Annotated in this window: 14 protein-coding genes; 2 read left to right on the top strand and 12 right to left on the bottom strand. The window is 39.1% G+C overall.

Annotation, left to right across the window (positions count from 1 at the left end; genetic code table 11):
- Positions 1–19: 19 nt before the first annotated feature.
- From AC5KOD_RS14760 to AC5KOD_RS14735, 6 genes are all read right to left on the bottom strand, one after another.
- Positions 20–1,201, bottom strand: coding sequence for an iron-containing alcohol dehydrogenase (locus AC5KOD_RS14760; protein ID WP_496915331.1), 1,182 nt, complete (start codon positions 1,199–1,201; stop codon positions 20–22).
- A 223-nt stretch (positions 1,202–1,424) separates the two neighbouring features.
- Positions 1,425–3,185, bottom strand: coding sequence for a sigma 54-interacting transcriptional regulator (locus AC5KOD_RS14755; protein WP_496915352.1), 1,761 nt, complete (start codon positions 3,183–3,185; stop codon positions 1,425–1,427).
- A 335-nt stretch (positions 3,186–3,520) separates the two neighbouring features.
- The gene (gene rplT, locus AC5KOD_RS14750; RefSeq protein WP_496915330.1) at positions 3,521–3,880 is read right to left on the bottom strand and encodes a 50S ribosomal protein L20; all 360 of its coding nucleotides are present in this window, start codon (positions 3,878–3,880) and stop codon (positions 3,521–3,523) included.
- Positions 3,881–3,988: 108 nt separating this feature from the next.
- Positions 3,989–4,189, bottom strand: coding sequence for a 50S ribosomal protein L35 (gene rpmI, locus AC5KOD_RS14745; RefSeq protein ID WP_209531305.1), 201 nt, complete (start codon positions 4,187–4,189; stop codon positions 3,989–3,991).
- A 30-nt stretch (positions 4,190–4,219) separates the two neighbouring features.
- A complete protein-coding gene (infC, locus tag AC5KOD_RS14740) occupies positions 4,220–4,744 on the bottom strand; it encodes a translation initiation factor IF-3 (protein ID WP_496915329.1) in 525 nt (174 codons plus the stop codon).
- A gap of 256 nt (positions 4,745–5,000) precedes the next feature.
- Positions 5,001–5,951 carry a plasmid pRiA4b ORF-3 family protein gene (locus AC5KOD_RS14735; RefSeq protein WP_496915328.1) on the bottom strand — a complete coding sequence of 317 codons (951 nt, stop codon included), beginning with the start codon at positions 5,949–5,951 and terminating at the stop codon, positions 5,001–5,003.
- A 147-nt stretch (positions 5,952–6,098) separates the two neighbouring features.
- On the opposite strand from AC5KOD_RS14735, the gene AC5KOD_RS14730 reads away from it, so the two are divergent.
- Entirely contained in the window at positions 6,099–6,746 is a 648-nt protein-coding gene (locus AC5KOD_RS14730; protein WP_496915327.1) for a pentapeptide repeat-containing protein, read from the top strand.
- Positions 6,747–6,808: 62 nt separating this feature from the next.
- On the opposite strand, the gene icd is transcribed toward AC5KOD_RS14730, so the two are convergent.
- The 5 genes from icd to rpsO form a co-directional block, all read right to left on the bottom strand.
- Positions 6,809–8,074 carry an NADP-dependent isocitrate dehydrogenase gene (icd, locus tag AC5KOD_RS14725; RefSeq protein ID WP_496915326.1) on the bottom strand — a complete coding sequence of 422 codons (1,266 nt, stop codon included), beginning with the start codon at positions 8,072–8,074 and terminating at the stop codon, positions 6,809–6,811.
- The gene (locus AC5KOD_RS14720) at positions 8,075–9,214 is read right to left on the bottom strand and encodes a citrate synthase (RefSeq protein ID WP_496915325.1); all 1,140 of its coding nucleotides are present in this window, start codon (positions 9,212–9,214) and stop codon (positions 8,075–8,077) included.
- A 149-nt stretch (positions 9,215–9,363) separates the two neighbouring features.
- A complete protein-coding gene (acnA, locus tag AC5KOD_RS14715) occupies positions 9,364–12,066 on the bottom strand; it encodes an aconitate hydratase AcnA (protein WP_496915324.1) in 2,703 nt (900 codons plus the stop codon).
- Between the two features lie 289 nt (positions 12,067–12,355).
- Complete coding sequence (gene pnp, locus AC5KOD_RS14710; RefSeq protein WP_496915323.1) at positions 12,356–14,479, bottom strand: polyribonucleotide nucleotidyltransferase; 2,124 nt, start codon at positions 14,477–14,479, stop codon at positions 12,356–12,358.
- A gap of 197 nt (positions 14,480–14,676) precedes the next feature.
- Complete coding sequence (gene rpsO, locus AC5KOD_RS14705) at positions 14,677–14,946, bottom strand: 30S ribosomal protein S15 (RefSeq protein ID WP_496915322.1); 270 nt, start codon at positions 14,944–14,946, stop codon at positions 14,677–14,679.
- Positions 14,947–15,186: 240 nt separating this feature from the next.
- On the opposite strand from rpsO, the gene def reads away from it, so the two are divergent.
- Positions 15,187–15,750 (top strand): peptide deformylase, encoded by a 564-nt coding sequence (def, locus tag AC5KOD_RS14700; RefSeq protein WP_496915321.1) that lies wholly within the window; start codon positions 15,187–15,189, stop codon positions 15,748–15,750.
- A 43-nt stretch (positions 15,751–15,793) separates the two neighbouring features.
- On the opposite strand, the gene AC5KOD_RS14695 is transcribed toward def, so the two are convergent.
- The gene (locus AC5KOD_RS14695) at positions 15,794–16,570 is read right to left on the bottom strand and encodes an HAD family hydrolase (RefSeq protein WP_496915320.1); all 777 of its coding nucleotides are present in this window, start codon (positions 16,568–16,570) and stop codon (positions 15,794–15,796) included.
- Positions 16,571–16,574 lie beyond the last annotated feature (4 nt).

The following is a 16,574-nucleotide window of genomic DNA, read 5'->3' as shown; positions in this document are numbered from 1 at the left end:
TCTCCTTTAATTTTTATCTTTAGTTTGAAAAATCATAGTCGTAACATATTTTATATAGTTTCACGATTTCAGCATGTGTTGGAACACGAGGATTATTGCCTGGACTACCACTTGCAAGAGCATCTGTTGCCATTTTATCAATTGCAGCTTCAAACGCTTCCCGCTCTATACCCCATCCAGCTAAATTGGGAATCTCTAAATCAGCACATAGCTCTTTAACTGTCTTAATCAATTCTTCTGTTAATTCTGTTTCTGATTTGCCGGCAGTATTCTCCAAAATTAATAAGGCTAATTCCGCTAAATCTGTCATTGCTGCTTCCTTGGTAAACTCTAAAATGGCTGGTAGTAGCATCGCATTGGACACGCCATGTGGAACGTGGAATAACGCCCCTACTGGACGACTCATCCCATGAACCAAAGTAACCGAAGCGTTTGAAAATGCTACCCCTGCTTCTAAAGCCGCTATGGATAATTTCTCCCGTGCCGCAACATCATCACCGTGATTATAAACATGTTTAAGATTTTGAATAATGGTTTGAATCGCACTTTTTGAAAAAATTCGTGTCATCGGTTGCGCTTTTTTAGAAATATACGACTCCATAGCATGACATAGGGCGTCAATTCCCGTGGCAGCAGTCACATGTTTGGGTGCGGACATTGTCAACAATGGATCAACAATCGCTACTTTTGGTAAAAAGGCGTGTTGCTTAATCATCATTTTTATATCTGCCGTTGTATTCGTAATAACCGTAACATCCGTTGCTTCTGAACCAGTTCCTGCAGTAGTTGGAATAGCGATCAAGGGAATTGGCAAGACCTTTGCCAGAGTTTTCCCACCCATATAGTCACCAATATAACCACCGTTTGTTGCAACTACAGAGACAGCTTTAGCCGTATCAATACAGCTTCCCCCACCAATTGTCACTATCACATCAGCACTGAATTTTTGACAAATTTCTAACGCATCGGCAACGAAGGTATCCGTCGGCTCAGTATTGGCATCTAAATAAAAGGCACTTTCAATCCCATGAGCCTCTAACAACGTAACACATTGCTCTACATAACCTATTTTTTCCATAATTCGATCACTGACAATTAGGGCTTTTTTGCCAAACCTAGCTGTGATTTCGCCCAATTGCTTTAAAGAGTCTGCACCGTAGATAACGTGATTCGGCATTTCAAAAGTTGAAACATTAGTCATTTGATTTTCCTCCTATATACATATGTGACTCATTGCCACTCTATAATTGATCAAATTAAACTCTGCAGAGATTTACTTGTCATACTCTTAGAAGCAATTAGCGTGCCAACTTTTAACCCCCACTTACTAAAGGCTTTTTAGTTAGATACAGACTAATCAAAAATAAAAAAGCGTCCAATTTCTGGACACTTTCCAAATCATACGCCCAACTTTCGGACATTTTCTAAGCAAGTTGGTACTTCTTTATTTTTTCATATAGCGTTGAGCGGGAAATAGCTAATTTTTTTGCCGTCGCAGTTTTATTACCTTGAAATTGACTGAGTGCCTTAGCAATCGTTTCTTTTTCTTGCTGCTCAATCTGACTTAGCTGAACGTGCACTAATAGCTCTCCATTAGCCCTCTGTTCTGACATTATTCTACTAGGCAAATCTTTTACCTCTATAATTTGACCACTTGTTAAAGCAACTGCCGCCTCACAAAAGTTCAACAGCTCCCTAACATTACCTGGCCAAGAATAGCTAGTTAAAATCTGTAAAGCCGCGCTTGAAAGCTGCTTTTCCGTCACGCCTGCATACTCTGAAAATTTACGTATTCCCTTAACTAAAAATAATTCGATATCTTCTTGTCGTTCCTTCAAATCCGGCAGGTATAAGGGAATGACGTGAATACGGTAATACAAATCCTCACGGAATTTCCCCTCCTTGACTAGCTGTTCCAAATTTCGATGTGTAGCAGTGATGATTCGAACATTGACTTGCTTCTCTTCCGTAGAACCAACCCGTTCAATAGTTCGCTCTTGCAACACTCTTAATATTTTAGCTTGTAAGGTAAATGGCATATCACCAATTTCATCTAAAAAAATCGTACCGTCTTGTGCTAATTCAAACTTCCCTAATTTTCCACCACGCTTTGCATCTGTAAAGGCTCCTTCTTCATAACCGAATAACTCTGACTCCAACAAATTTTCAGGAATGGCCGAACAATTGACCGACACAAACTTCCCCTTAGAAAAAGCACTCATATCATGAATTGCTTTAGCAAAAACTTCTTTTCCAGTGCCGCTATTCCCACGAATCATCACATTAGACGCACAGGCAGCTGCCTTAACAGCTCGCTCTTTTGCAACCATCATTAAGGTCGATGTGCCTGTAATATTTTTTAGAATACTTTCCTGCTCTTTCTCTATATGCTGAGGCCCCACTAAATTTCGTTGTTTTTTGAGATTTAATCGCTGATAGATTTCTTGCATTTCAGAAATATTTTTAAAAACTAACATGCCAATCGCACCAACAACTTCCTGTTTTTTTACAATTGGAATCCGATGGACAACTAAGTCAAAACCCGCAATCCGTTGAACATAGCCCCGTTCCTCAATACCTGTTTTAGCTATGATGTGAAGTCGTGTATTTTCAATAACATCCACAACACGTCTCCCTAAAAGCTCCTCACGAGAGCGACTAATCAGACGACAATAAGTATCATTAATTTCTTGAATATAGCCTTGACCATTTACAACAACAATCCCCTCATACGCTGAATTTAGAACTAATTTTAGCGTTTCAGCATAATCTACTTGTTCTTTGATTCTATCAAGTCGTGAAGCGTTAGCACGAATAATATCTGTCCGAGTCATAATTCCAACTAAGAGACCTTTTTCGTTCACAACAGGTAAACAGCCCCCTTCTAATTGTGACGCTTCATCAATAGAAGCTTGAGGGCTGATAGTCTCACAGTCTTTCATCATGATTTCAGAAACAGGCAACGTAAAAACATCAGAATTAGAAATAAAATTCATAATCACTGTTTTAGAAATTAACCCTAAAAAATGTTGATTATCATCCACAACCGGAATACCAAAGATCGTATGATTATCTAAAATATCAATTGCTTGACTTACTAAAGCATTATCGCTAACAAAAATTACCTCTTTAGTCATCCAATTTGAAACAGGTTCGCTTCTTTTAAACGCTTCCATTTTTGTCATTTCCAAATTAAGCTCCTCCTTCTATATCGTGGCCACTCACACCTATATACAACTACTGCTTTTAGTGTCATTGGTTTCATCCTAACATAATAAGTTAGAGAATTGAATAGGAAAGAATGTGCCGATTGGTTAAATACAATGACAGAAAGTAAACAGTCCTTGTCGCTAGATCGGAAGAATCACGTAACACGCTTTTCGATATTAAAACTAGTGATAAAAATGGCCGATTATTTTTTCTCTTTTTAACAATAGAAGAAAGTTTCATCTAATCTAGAGCAAAAAAATACCCACTCAATTGAGTGGGTTAAAACACTGATAAATCAATGTTAATTTAATTATTTAGCTAATGCATCTTTAGCTTGGTCAGCTAATGCAGCAAATGCAGGAGCGTCGCTAATAGCTAATTCTGATAACATTTTGCGGTTGATGTCGATTTCAGCTAATTTCAAACCGTGCATCATTTTGCTGTAGCTTAAGCCGTTCATACGAGCAGCTGCATTGATACGTGCAATCCATAATTTACGGAAATCACGTTTCTTTTGACGACGATCTCTATAAGCATAGCTATAAGATTTCATCACTTGTTCTTTTGCTGTTTTGAATAATGTATGTTTTGAGCCGTAATAGCCTTTCGCTAACTTAAGCACCTTTTTACGACGTTGACGGGTTGTTGAACCACCTTTAACACGTGCCATGATAAATTCCTCCTTGAGTTCTGTTCATCATTTCGGAGTCTTCCTACGAAATGTTCTAATTGTAACGTTGTCTCACGTTAAAGCGAGAATCGATTTCAAATCTAACTACTATTTCAAGTAAGCTAACATTTGGCGTACGCGTTTGTAATCGCCTTTTGAAACCATGCTTGGTCGACGTAATTGACGACGTTGTTTCTTAGTTTTTCCGTGGAAACGGTGACTTGTAAATGCGCGGTATCGTTTTAATCCGCCACCACCTGTACGTTTGACACGTTTAGCTAGTCCGCGGTGTGTTTTTTGTTTTGGCATCTTAATTTCCTCCTCAGATCATCTTACTTATTACTTACTTTCGTTTTTTGGTGCTAACATTAGAAACATGCTTCTACCATCCATTTTTGGACGTTGCTCGATATCTGCGATATCTTTTGTTTCATCTGCAAATCTCATTAAGACATCCTGACCAATTTGTTTATGAGTAATTGCCCGGCCTCTGAAGCGGATTGACGCTTTAACTTTGTCACCTTTTTCAAGAAACTTACGTGCATGACGCAATTTTGTATTAAAATCGTTATCGTCAATTGTTGGACTTAATCTTACCTCTTTAACACTGATCACTTTTTGATTCTTGCGAGCTTCACGAGTTTTCTTTTGTTGCTCAAAACGATGCTTTCCGTAGTCCATAATACGAGCTACTGGTGGTTTAGCCGTCGGCGCAACCACTACTAAATCCAATTGAGCATCTTCGGCAATTTTCAACGCTTCCGCCTTAGATTTAACACCTAATTGTTCGCCTGTTTCTGAGATTAATCGTAGTTCACGTGCACGAATACCGTCGTTTACCATCATATCCTTTGCTATGGTCATTCACCTCTCTGTATGTATTACGAGTATTAAGACAGAAAAAAGAGTCTTTGTTTTCAAAGACCCCGCAAAATTTTTCAAAAAAATAGCCTAGCTACTTTCACAAAAATATCTGGCCCAGAGACATCGTCTGCTAAGGCGAGAAGCGGGTGCTTCTGCTTAATTCTCAACTTCACTAGTATAGCAAGTTTCATACTCGCTGTCAAATTATTTTTCAGCCGTTTTATAATAGCTCATAATAAAACGACTACTCTCGCCACTAAAAATCGATTGCACTTAGTCGTTCATTTATCTCGGCTAAAGAAGAATGACCTAACTCACCGCTCATTCGTGAATCTTCTAGTGGTGCATCATTAACTGTTTTTACACAATAGGATAAAAAGGCCATCGCCGAGCTCTTTTCAAACACTTCCTCAAGTAGAATTTTATGAATCCAGTCGTCACCAAAATCATAAATATAGGTTAATTTTTCTAAATATTTTTCAGGTAATTCTCTTAGTAGAACTTGCTCATTACTTAGTTCACCGTATTGAGTTCGAAAAAGATGTAAGTGCTCATCTTCCCACTCAAAAAGAGCCTGAATAACATGATGGAATGTCTCGAGCGTACTATTGCTAGGTACAATAACTCTACGCCAAATAGGCGGTTTAAATCCCTCTAGATCAATTCTAAATTGAAAATAGCTAACTTCTGGTTCTACTGATATTTTTTGTACTCTTGGCATTTGAATCACATTATTTTTCATTTTATTTTTAGCAACAGGTTCCGGTACATCTTGATTTAAAAATAAATCTTCGATCATCCCTGAGAAATCCATATCATTTGAGTCCGCCGACTTGGCCAACTTCTTAAAAAAGGTAAACATATTCACTTGGAAAAATAATAACATGTCAACATACTCATCCTTTGTTAAAACCTTCTCTGTATATAAAAAGTTGTAATACGATAATAAAGACACATAAATTTCTGAACCAAAATCCGGCTGTAATGAAAAGACCTCAGGAAAGATATCTAACAGAACACTTTTGATCACTTGCTTTTGCGTAAAATTAATAGTCTTACCATTACTAATATCAAACAAAATTTCATTTAAACTACAAACAACTTCTCGATGACAATCCTCATCTAAAATCATTAGCTCATCAATCACTCGATTTAGTTTTGTTTTAAAATATTTTTGCTCAAAACGCTTCAATTCGTTACCATTCATCATTTCCCCACCCGTCTCTCTCTAATGACTTCAGTATAGCACTTAAAAAACGTTAGCAATAGTCACTTTTACGAAAAAATAAGATATTCCCAAACTTATGCCCTACTATGATAAACTTATCTTATTAGCTCGAAACGAGGTGTGTAAATGAAAAAAATGAAGAAACCAATCCAACCCAAAATATCCGTTAACCACTTGGATCCTTTTTCAGGCTTTCTGGAAAATGATGAATTAATTATTAACAAACTAATTACCGAAGAAGATTTCTCCTATCAAGAGGCCTCTGCTGCAGGATTTCAAGGGTGTCTAATCACTAAAACAAACTTCAGTGGTTGCCAACTACAAGGTTTCGAAACTCAAGACATTGTATTCGAACATTGCGATTTTTCAAACGCCGTTATCATCGGTGGCTCTTTCCATCGAGTCCTCTTTAAAAACTGTAAATTAACGGGAACGAATTTTGCTGAATCCTTGCTTAAAGATTGTCAATTTATTGAATGTGTTAATGATTTTTCCTCCTATAGCTATGGTAGTTTAAAAATAGTTAGCTTTGAAAACTCTTCCCTCAAAGATAGTGATTTCCATGAAGTAAAATGGCAACATCTGCAAATTACGACTTGCAATTTAAGTGGCTCTAGTTGGTTTAATACTGAACTAACAAGCCTTAACTTTGCTAGCTGTTACTTTGACAAAATTGCGCTGTCCCAAGAGCTATTAAAAGGACTAACCGTTAACCAAGAACAGGCCTTAACCATCGCCTTAAGCCTTGGTTTAATCATAGACGAACCTCTTTAACGAAAAAAGCAACAAGTGTGAGAATTTACACACTTGTTGCTTTTTCAGTTAAGGACATGTATTTACATATTAGCGATTAATAAGTCAGCAAAACCAGAACACCTTACTTTTTCCGCACCATCCATCAAACGGGCAAAATCATAAGTAACGGTTTTATTCTCAATGGTCTTCTCAAGAGAGTTTACAATTAAATCAGCCGCTTCTTGCCAACCAATGTGCTCTAACATCAACGTTCCCGATAAAATCACTGAAGAAGGGTTCACCTTATCCTGTCCAGCATATTTCGGTGCCGTTCCATGAGTTGCTTCAAAAATAGCATGACCTGTTTGATAATTAATATTAGCGCCTGGTGCAATCCCGATTCCACCAACTTGAGCAGCCAGAGCATCCGAAATATAGTCGCCATTCAAGTTCATTGTAGCAACAACATCAAATTCATCTGGACGAGTCAAAATTTGTTGCAGAAAGATATCCGCAATTGACTCCTTAATGATTATTTTCCCAGCTTTCTCTGCTGCAGATTGCGCCTCATTAGCAGCCTCAATCCCTAACTCGTCTTTCAAGCGATCATACTGATTCCAAGTAAACACTTGCTCACCAAACTCGCGCTCGGCCAACTCATAGCCCCAATTTTTAAAAGCCCCTTCTGTATACTTCATGATATTTCCCTTATGAACCAATGTGACCGTTGCCTTATCATGAACAATTGCGTACTCAATTGCTGAGCGAACCAGACGTTCCGTGCCTTCTTTTGACACTGGCTTAACCCCAATACCACTCGTTTCTGGAAAACGAATACTCGTAACCCCGAGCTCATTTTGTAAAAATTGAATAAGCTTAGTTGCCTCTGCACTCCCTTCAGCAAATTCGATACCAGCATAAATATCTTCTGTATTTTCTCTAAAAATTACCATATCCGTTTTTTCAGGATGTTTAACTGGTGAAGGCACCCCTGTAAAATAACGAACTGGACGCAGACACACATAAAGATCCAATTCTTGCCGTAACGCCACATTCAATGAACGAATCCCACCACCAATCGGCGTTGTTAAAGGCCCCTTAATGCCGATCAGATACTCAGAAATAGTATCCAGTGTTTCCTTAGGCAACCATTCCCCAGTAGCTTCAAAGGCTTTCTCTCCAGCCAATACTTCTAGCCACTCAACCTGTCGTTGTCCGCCATACGCTTTTTCAATAGCAGCATCAAATACTCGTTGAGCTGCTTGCCAAATATCTGGTCCAATCCCATCTCCTTCAATAAAAGGAATAACAGGTGTATCTGGTGTTACAACCTTGCCATCTACCATCGTAATTTTACTTTCTGTCACTTAAACAACCTCCCGAGTCTCTTGTCGTTCTTCAATAGGTACATAAATCAATCCTAGTTCTCCCACATAATTAGAACGTGGACGAATTAACCGACTATTATTTTTTTGTTCATAGGTATGAGCTAACCATCCCGATACTCGACTCATCGCAAATATCATTGTAAAGAGATCCGAATCAATCCCCAAACAGTGATAAACTGTAGCCGAATAAAAATCCACATTGGGAATTAATCCTTTTTTTTCGCGAATAAAGGTTTCTACCTCAACTGAGATAGTGTACCACTTCTCTTTCTCTGTTCCAGCTGTCAGCTCTTTTGCCATAGTTTTCAAATATTTTTGACGAGGATCAACTGTCGTATAGACTCGATGACCAAATCCCATTATCTTTTCTTTCGAATCCAATTTCCCTTGTAGGTACTCTTCTGTGTCACCATGCTCATCAATGGCTTTCAGCATCTCAAAAACACGCTCATTAGCTCCACCATGAAGAGAGCCTTTAAGAGTCCCAATTGCTGTCGTAATGGTAGAATACACATCCGTTAAGGTTGAAGCGCAAACCCGCGCCGCGAATGTCGATGCATTCAGTTCATGATCCGCATGAAGAACTAACGCCCTATCCAATATTTTAATCTCAGTTTCTGTCGGCTCATGACCATCTAACATATACAAAAAATTAGCAGTGAAAGATAAATCACTACGAGGATGAATCGGATCAAGCCCTTGGCGTAGACGTGAAAAAGCTGCCACAATAGTAGGCATTTTTGCTTGCAATTTAATATTTTGAGCATAAGTACTTTCATTATCTGTTAACTCGGCATCCTTATCAAAAACGCCTAGTAATGAAACTGTACTTCGTAAAACACTCATCGGATGTAAATTTTCCCGACATTGAATTCTTAAACATGTTTCAACCGCCGCACCAATTTCCATATTACTTCTTAAATCAACAGAAAAATCAGTCAGTTCCGTTACCGTCGGCAAACGCAAATGCCAAAGTAAAAAAATCACTTCTTCAAACGAGGCCTCATTATCAACCAATTCCTTAATTGTATAACCAGCATAGGACAACGTTTCATCAATGATAGAACTTATCCTAGTCTCACAAGCAATTGTCCCTTCTAATCCCTCTTTGACTTCCATACGCTACCTCCTTCTTCTAAATAAATCCGAATACATTACGATGTTCGGATAAAGCTCTATCATTATCAGCCTCTTTTATGCTACTACATAAAAGAGGCTGATATAAAGCAGACTGCTATCTTAACTAAACTAATAACCGCTCTTCATTTTTATTGTGTCGCTTGTAACTTCTTGCGAATGACCATCGGTAAGATCCCTTGGTGTTTGTAATACCTAATATCTGCCTCAGCATCAAAACGAACAATCGCTTTAAACTCCGTTATAGTCCCATCATCACTAGTTGCCCGAACTGTCACTAGCTCTTTGATTCCTGCCTCTTTTGGTAGTTCTATCGCAATAGTTTCTGATCCAGTGAGCCCTAGACTATCCGCATCTTCACCTGACTGAAACTGCAAAGGCAAGATCCCCATCATTACCAGATTAGAACGATGAATTCGCTCATAACTCTTGGCAATCACCGCTTTTACGCCGAGTAATCGAGCACCTTTTGCTGCCCAATCACGAGACGATCCCATGCCGTAATCGTTTCCCGCTAAAATAACTGAACCAGTTTTATCCGCTTGGTATCCCATCGCCGCTTCATAAATCGATTGAACTTCCCCAGTCGGCCAATACGTTGTATAACCACCTTCTGTTCCTGCTGCAATTTGATTTCTAATCCTAATATTGCCAAAGGTCCCTCGCATCATCACCTCATGATTACCACGCCGTGAACCATAGGAATTAAAATCTTTTGGCGCTACACCCTGCTCTTGCAAATAACTTCCCGCTGGCGATCGCATAGCAATCGCTCCTGCTGGCGAAATATGGTCCGTCGTCACAGAATCACCAAATTTCGCTAAAACTCGTAAATCGGCCAAATCATCTAATTCGCCAGCTAATTCACTCATCTCTTCAAAAAACGGCGGATTAGCAATATATGTTGAATTAGGTTGCCAATTATAGCTCGCTTCAGTTGTCGTTTCAATGTCATTCCATTCCTCATTTGAACTAAAAACACCGGCATAGTACTCTTTGAAAAGCTCTGGGGTAACAAACTTCTTAATATAAGCCTTAACCTCATCATCTTCTGGCCAGATATCCTTCAGAAATACTGGTTGACCATCTTTACCTATCCCTAAAGGTTCGTTGACCAAATCAACCATTATATTACCAGCTAAAGCATATGCTACAACCAAAGGAGGCGAAGCCAAATAGTTAGCTTTAACTAATGGATGAATCCGCCCTTCAAAGTTACGATTACCACTTAAAACAGACCCAACTAATAAATCATTTTCCGTAATGGCATCCGAAATCTCTTGTTTAAAAGGTCCTGAATTTCCGATACAGGTCGTACAACCGTAACCAACGACATCAAAGCCTAACTTGGCTAAATCTGGCAACAAACCAGCATCCGCTAGATAGCCTGTCACAACCTTGGAGCCTGGCGCTAAAGAAGTCTTAACTGTTGGCTTAACAGTCAGTCCTAATTTAACTGCATTTCGTGCTAATAACCCCGCCGATAACATCACGAAAGGATTAGACGTATTAGTACAACTGGTGATTGCCGCAATAGTTACATCTCCTGTGCCAAGATCTGTTTCCTTCCCCTCAATAGTCAGCGACACACGCTTATCTAACTCCGTACTCGCTAAGCCAAAGCCTTGATTCCCTTCTGGCGCTACAACAGCTGCTTTAAAACTTTCTTTCATTTCTGACAAAGGTATCAAGTCTTGCGGGCGTTTTGGCCCTGCCAAATTGGACTCTACTTCACTTAAATCTAACTCGATAACAGTCGTATAATCCGCCTCAAGTTCTATATTATAAAATAAATCATTAGCTTTTAAGTAAGCTTCGGTTAAACTAATTAGCTCTGGTGAACGACCTGTTAAACTCATGTAGTTTAGGGTTTCTTGGTCCACCGGAAAAAAGCCACAGGTAGCACCATATTCTGGCGCCATATTAGCAATTGTTGCACGATCGGCCAAAGTCAATTCTTGAATTCCTTCGCCAAAAAATTCGACGAACTTCCCTACTACTTTCGCTTCCCGTAACACCTGTGTGACTTTTAAAGCCAAATCTGTCGCAGTTGCTCCCAATTGTAAATGGTTAGTTAACCGTACACCAATCACTTCTGGCGTTGGAAAATACGACGGCTCTCCCAACATACTAGCCTCAGCCTCAATACCACCAACACCCCAACCAAGAACTCCTAATCCATTAATCATGGTTGTATGCGAGTCTGTCCCAACCAAACTATCTGGATAAAGTTGTGTTCCCTCTGCTGTTTCTTTTGTTAATACAACATCAGACAAATATTCAATGTTCACCTGATGAACAATACCAGTAGCCGGTGGCACTACTCGGTAGTTATCGAAGGCGTGTTGTGCCCATTTCAAAAATTCATAACGTTCATTGTTACGTTCAAACTCTATTTTCATGTTAGCTTCCAACGCTTCTGGACTGCCGTAACGATCCACCTGAACAGAGTGATCAATAACCAGATCGACAGGAATTTCAGGGTTAATCTGTTCTGCTTTTCCTCCAAGCTTAACCACTGCTTCTCTCATCGAGGCCAAATCAACGACTGCTGGAACACCTGTAAAATCTTGCAGAATAACTCGTGATGGCTTAAAAGGAATCTCCCCCTCACTCTGACTTGGATTCCAGTTTGCCAATGATCGAATGTGCTCTTCTGTAATGTCAATCTGATCTTCCTGACGCAGTAATGACTCCAACAAAATCCGGATAGTGTAAGGGATCTTGTCTAAAGCGATGCCTAGCTCCTCAGCAACCGTTGCTAAATGGAAATAAGTGTAGGGCTGTTGATTAATGATAATCCCCTTTTGACTTTTTTCACGAAATGTTTTCATTTCTTCTCACCACTCCTTTCAAAATTTAAGCACTCCTCCTGATATTGGAGTCTAATAGAATTAGTATACACTTTTTATTTCTAATTGTAAATTAATGGTTTTCTCATCTTTTTCATTAAACACTCATAAACAAAAAAAGTAGCAAAAGTTTTTCAACTTCGCTACTTTTTTGACATTTTCTTACTTTTCTATTCAAAAAGGGACTGTGACATAAGTCACGCCCCATTTTTGATTCACATATATTGCGCGATAAACGCGTTCCAAAAAGTCTGCTCTCTTGATCTATCGCCTATTTAGTTTCGCCAGTTTTTTCGTCTTTCAACATCGCTTTGCGAGAGGCGTTTACACGGCCCATTTTATCAATTTCAGTTACTTTAACTAAAACTTCATCGCCTAGTTTAACTACATCTTCGACATTATTAACACGTTCATTAGCTAATTGAGAAATATGCACTAATGCATCTTTACCTTTAATTAGGTTAACAAATGCCCCAAATTTTTCAACACGGACAACTTTCCCTAAGTAAACTTCGCCAACAACAACTTCTTTTGTTAATTCTTCAATGATTGAGATAGCTTTCTTAATCATCGCCGCATCTGCAGACGCAATACTGACATTACCATCTTGATCGATATCAATTTTAACACCTGTTTCATCGATGATCCCATTGATTGTGTCGCCACCTTTACCAATAACATCTTTGATTTTTTCAGGTTTGATTTGAATCATTTCAATCTTCGGAGCGTATTGACTTAATTCTTCGCGAGGCTCTGCAATTGTAGCCGTTAAGACATCTAAGATCTCCATCCGCGCTTTTTTAGCTTGCGTCAATGCTTCTGTTAAGATTTGTTCAGTGATACCTTCGATTTTAATATCCATTTGTAAAGCAGTAATCCCATCTTTTGTACCAGCAACCTTAAAGTCCATATCACCTAAATGGTCTTCTAACCCTTGAATATCGGTTAAAATAGTATAGTTATCGCCATCCATAACAAGTCCCATTGCAATCCCAGCAACTGGAGCTTTAATTGGCACACCAGCATCCATTAAAGCTAAAATACCACCACAGATACTTGCTTGAGAAGACGAACCGTTAGATTCAAGTACTTCTGATACTACTCGAATCATATACGGGAAATCCTCTTCCGACGGAATAACTTGCGCCATCGCTCTTTCACCTAAGGCACCATGACCAATTTCACGACGACCAGGGCCACGTGATGGACCCGTAGATCCCACTGAGAATTGTGGGAAATTATAATGATGAATAAATCGTTTGCTCTCTTCAATTCCTAAGCCATCAATAATTTGATGCTCACCCAGAGGCGCTAGCGTCACAACTGATAAAGCTTGAGTTTGACCACGAGTAAACAAACCAGATCCATGAACACGCGGTAAAATTCCTACCTCGCCTTCTAAAGGACGAATTTCATCCACTTTACGACCATCAGGACGCACCTTATCAATGGTGATTAAACGACGAACTTCGTTTTTCTCCATGTCTTCTAAAATTTGGCGTACTTCTTTTAATTTTTTAGCCGAGTCTGCCTCATTAGCTAATTTTTCTTCATATAGTGCATAAATTTCAGCCTTAAGCGCTTCAATGTTCTCTTCACGCGCTAATTTTTCTTCCGTTTGAATCGCAGCAATCATCTGATTTTTGTACGCAGCATTGATTTCTGTTTCCAACTCTTCAGAAACTTGTAGCAAAATGATTTCCATTTTTTCTTTGCCGATTTCAGCGGCAATTTTCTCTTGGAAAGCCACTAATTCTTTAACTGCCGCATGACCAAATAACAGCGCACCAAGCATGTCTTCCTCTGATACTTCTTTCGCACCACTCTCAACCATGTTGATCGCATCTTTTGTACCAGCAACAGTTAATTCAATATCAGATAATTCTGCTTGCTCAACCGTTGGATTTAGCACATACTCACCATTCACGCGACCAACGTTAACTCCTGCAATTGGGCCGTTAAATGGGATGTCTGAAATTGACAATGCTAATGAAGACCCAAGCATTGCAGACATTTCTGGCGTGCAATCCTGTTCAACACTCATCACGACGTTAGTAATTTGGACATCATTACGGAACCCTTCCGCAAACATCGGGCGGATAGGACGGTCAATTAGGCGAGCTGTTAAAGTCGCACGTTCACTTGGACGTGCCTCACGCTTGATAAATCCACCTGGAATTTTACCAACCGCATACATTTTTTCATCATAGTTAACTGTTAGTGGAAAAAAATCCACATCTTTCGGCGCTTTTGAACCAACAGCAGCACTTAATACAACCGTGTCTCCATAACGTACTAATACTGAGCCATTTGCTTGCTTAGCTAAATGACCAACTTCAACTGATAGCGGACGTCCGCCCCAGTCCATTGAGAATACTTTTTTTTCTGAACTCATCTTTTGCTCCTTTTCTTTTCGAAAAGCGTGAGTGGGCTACTAAACAAATGTCAACACCCAACAACGGCTTTGTTGACAGCTCTCATTTGCATAGTAGTATCACTAAACACGATTTCGAAAATTTGATTTTTTACATAAATACTAAAAGAAAGCAAGATCCATAACGAACCTCACTTTCTTAATTATGTCCGATTTGATTAACGACGTAATCCTAGACGTTGGATTAATTCGCGGTAACGAGCGACATCGTTGTTACGTAGGTAAGCTAACAAATTACGACGGTGTCCAACTTTTTTCATTAGTCCACGATAAGAATGGTGATCTTTTTTGTGAACCTTAGAATGCTCATTTAAGTGATTAATTTCAGCAGTTAATACCGCAATTTGCACTTCTGGAGAACCAGTATCTCCTTCATGACGAGCATACTCTTTAATGATTTCGTTTTTCATTTCTTTTGACATTGCCATCTTTTCCACCTCTTTCTGATAAATTCGTCCCATAACTGAGTAGGCCGTAGGTGACTCGACTAACCAAGTAATAGGCGGTACAATCTATTAATCGTACAGTATTACTTTACATGAATCGGATAATAAAAGCAAGCAGTTTCTACCTCTCTTTTACGGAAAATCACTAATAGCTAATCTATCTTTTTCCGTTCCCCATGTGGTATAATGTAGTGATGAAAACGCACAAGGAGTGAGAGTTTAATGATTACAATGGACAATATCATTCGTGAAGGTCATCCTACTTTACGAAAAATTGCCGATGACATCACCCTTCCTCTAACAGAAGAAGAACGTGAACTCGGTAATGAGATGTTAACTTTTTTAAAAAATAGTCAAGATCCTGAAATTGCTGAAAAATATGATTTAAGAGGTGGAGTAGGCTTAGCCGCGCCACAATTAGATGTATCAAAACGCCTGATTGCGTTGCATGTACCTAGCACTGATCCAGATGTATCAGCCCCATCATTAAGTACTGTTATGGTGAACCCTAAAATCATCAGTCATTCGGTTCAAGATGCATGCTTAAAAGACGGTGAAGGCTGCCTATCTGTTGACCGTGATGTGCCTGGTTATGTTGTTCGCCACTTAAGAATTACGGTTTCCTACTTTGATATGGATGGGATTCAACATAAAATTAAACTAAAAAACTACGAAGCAATCGTTCTTCAACATGAAATCGACCATATAAACGGGGTTATGTTCTTCGATCATATTAACGAAGCCAATCCTTATGCAGTTAAAAACGACGTAGTCATCATTGAATAAACGAGTAAAAAAGTGTTTTGGTTTAATCCAAAACACTTTTTTATCAAATCAGCTTTAATTTCTTGGCTGCGTGCCAAATACCGTGGTCATCATGACTTTTAGTCACAAAATTCGCGTACCCTTTGACGTAATCAGTCGCATTTGCCATTACAACCCCTGTACCAGCAAATTGAACCATCTCAATATCATTTTCGCCATCACCAAACACGATAACATCCTCTGACGAAAAACCTTCCTTCTCTGCTATTAATTGCAAAGTGACTGCCTTAGAACTGTTACTCGGCACAGCATCCATCGCAGCGTCTCCCCAGCGAGTAAAACGAAGCGATTCAAATTCCCCTCGAAACATCCGCTCTTCTTCTCTATCACAAAAAAGAATAGCCTGATAAATTGCTTCTTCTGCCTCGATATCAAAATCGTAAGAAGGCCTATTTTTATTAAAAGCTTCTTGCATCTCCGCATTACGCTCATGAATAAACGGTCCCTGTTGCTTCACCTCATGCATTGTCTGATACAGCAAATCAATTCGCTTCTCATTTGCTAAGTTGACCAATTCTTTCAGCTCACCCTTATCCAGCGGATTACTGTGAATCTGCTGATGGTCTAAAAACGCATAGCCACCATTACATAATAAATAGTTTGATAAACCAACCTGTTCTATCACCTCTTTAGCAGTTGCTAAGCTACGTCCTGTCGCTATTGTTACCAGATGACCAGCCTCTTTCAAGGCTTCTATTACTTCTTGAGTGCTATCTAACACCTCATGCTGAGAAGTCAATAATGTGCCATCAATATCAAACGCAATTAATTTTCTTGTCAAAAAA

The sequence above is a fragment of the Vagococcus sp. WN80Y genome (assembly GCF_059621045.1).
Note: the sequence above shows the minus strand (reverse complement) of the source record. Positions and strands in the feature narration are given on the sequence as shown.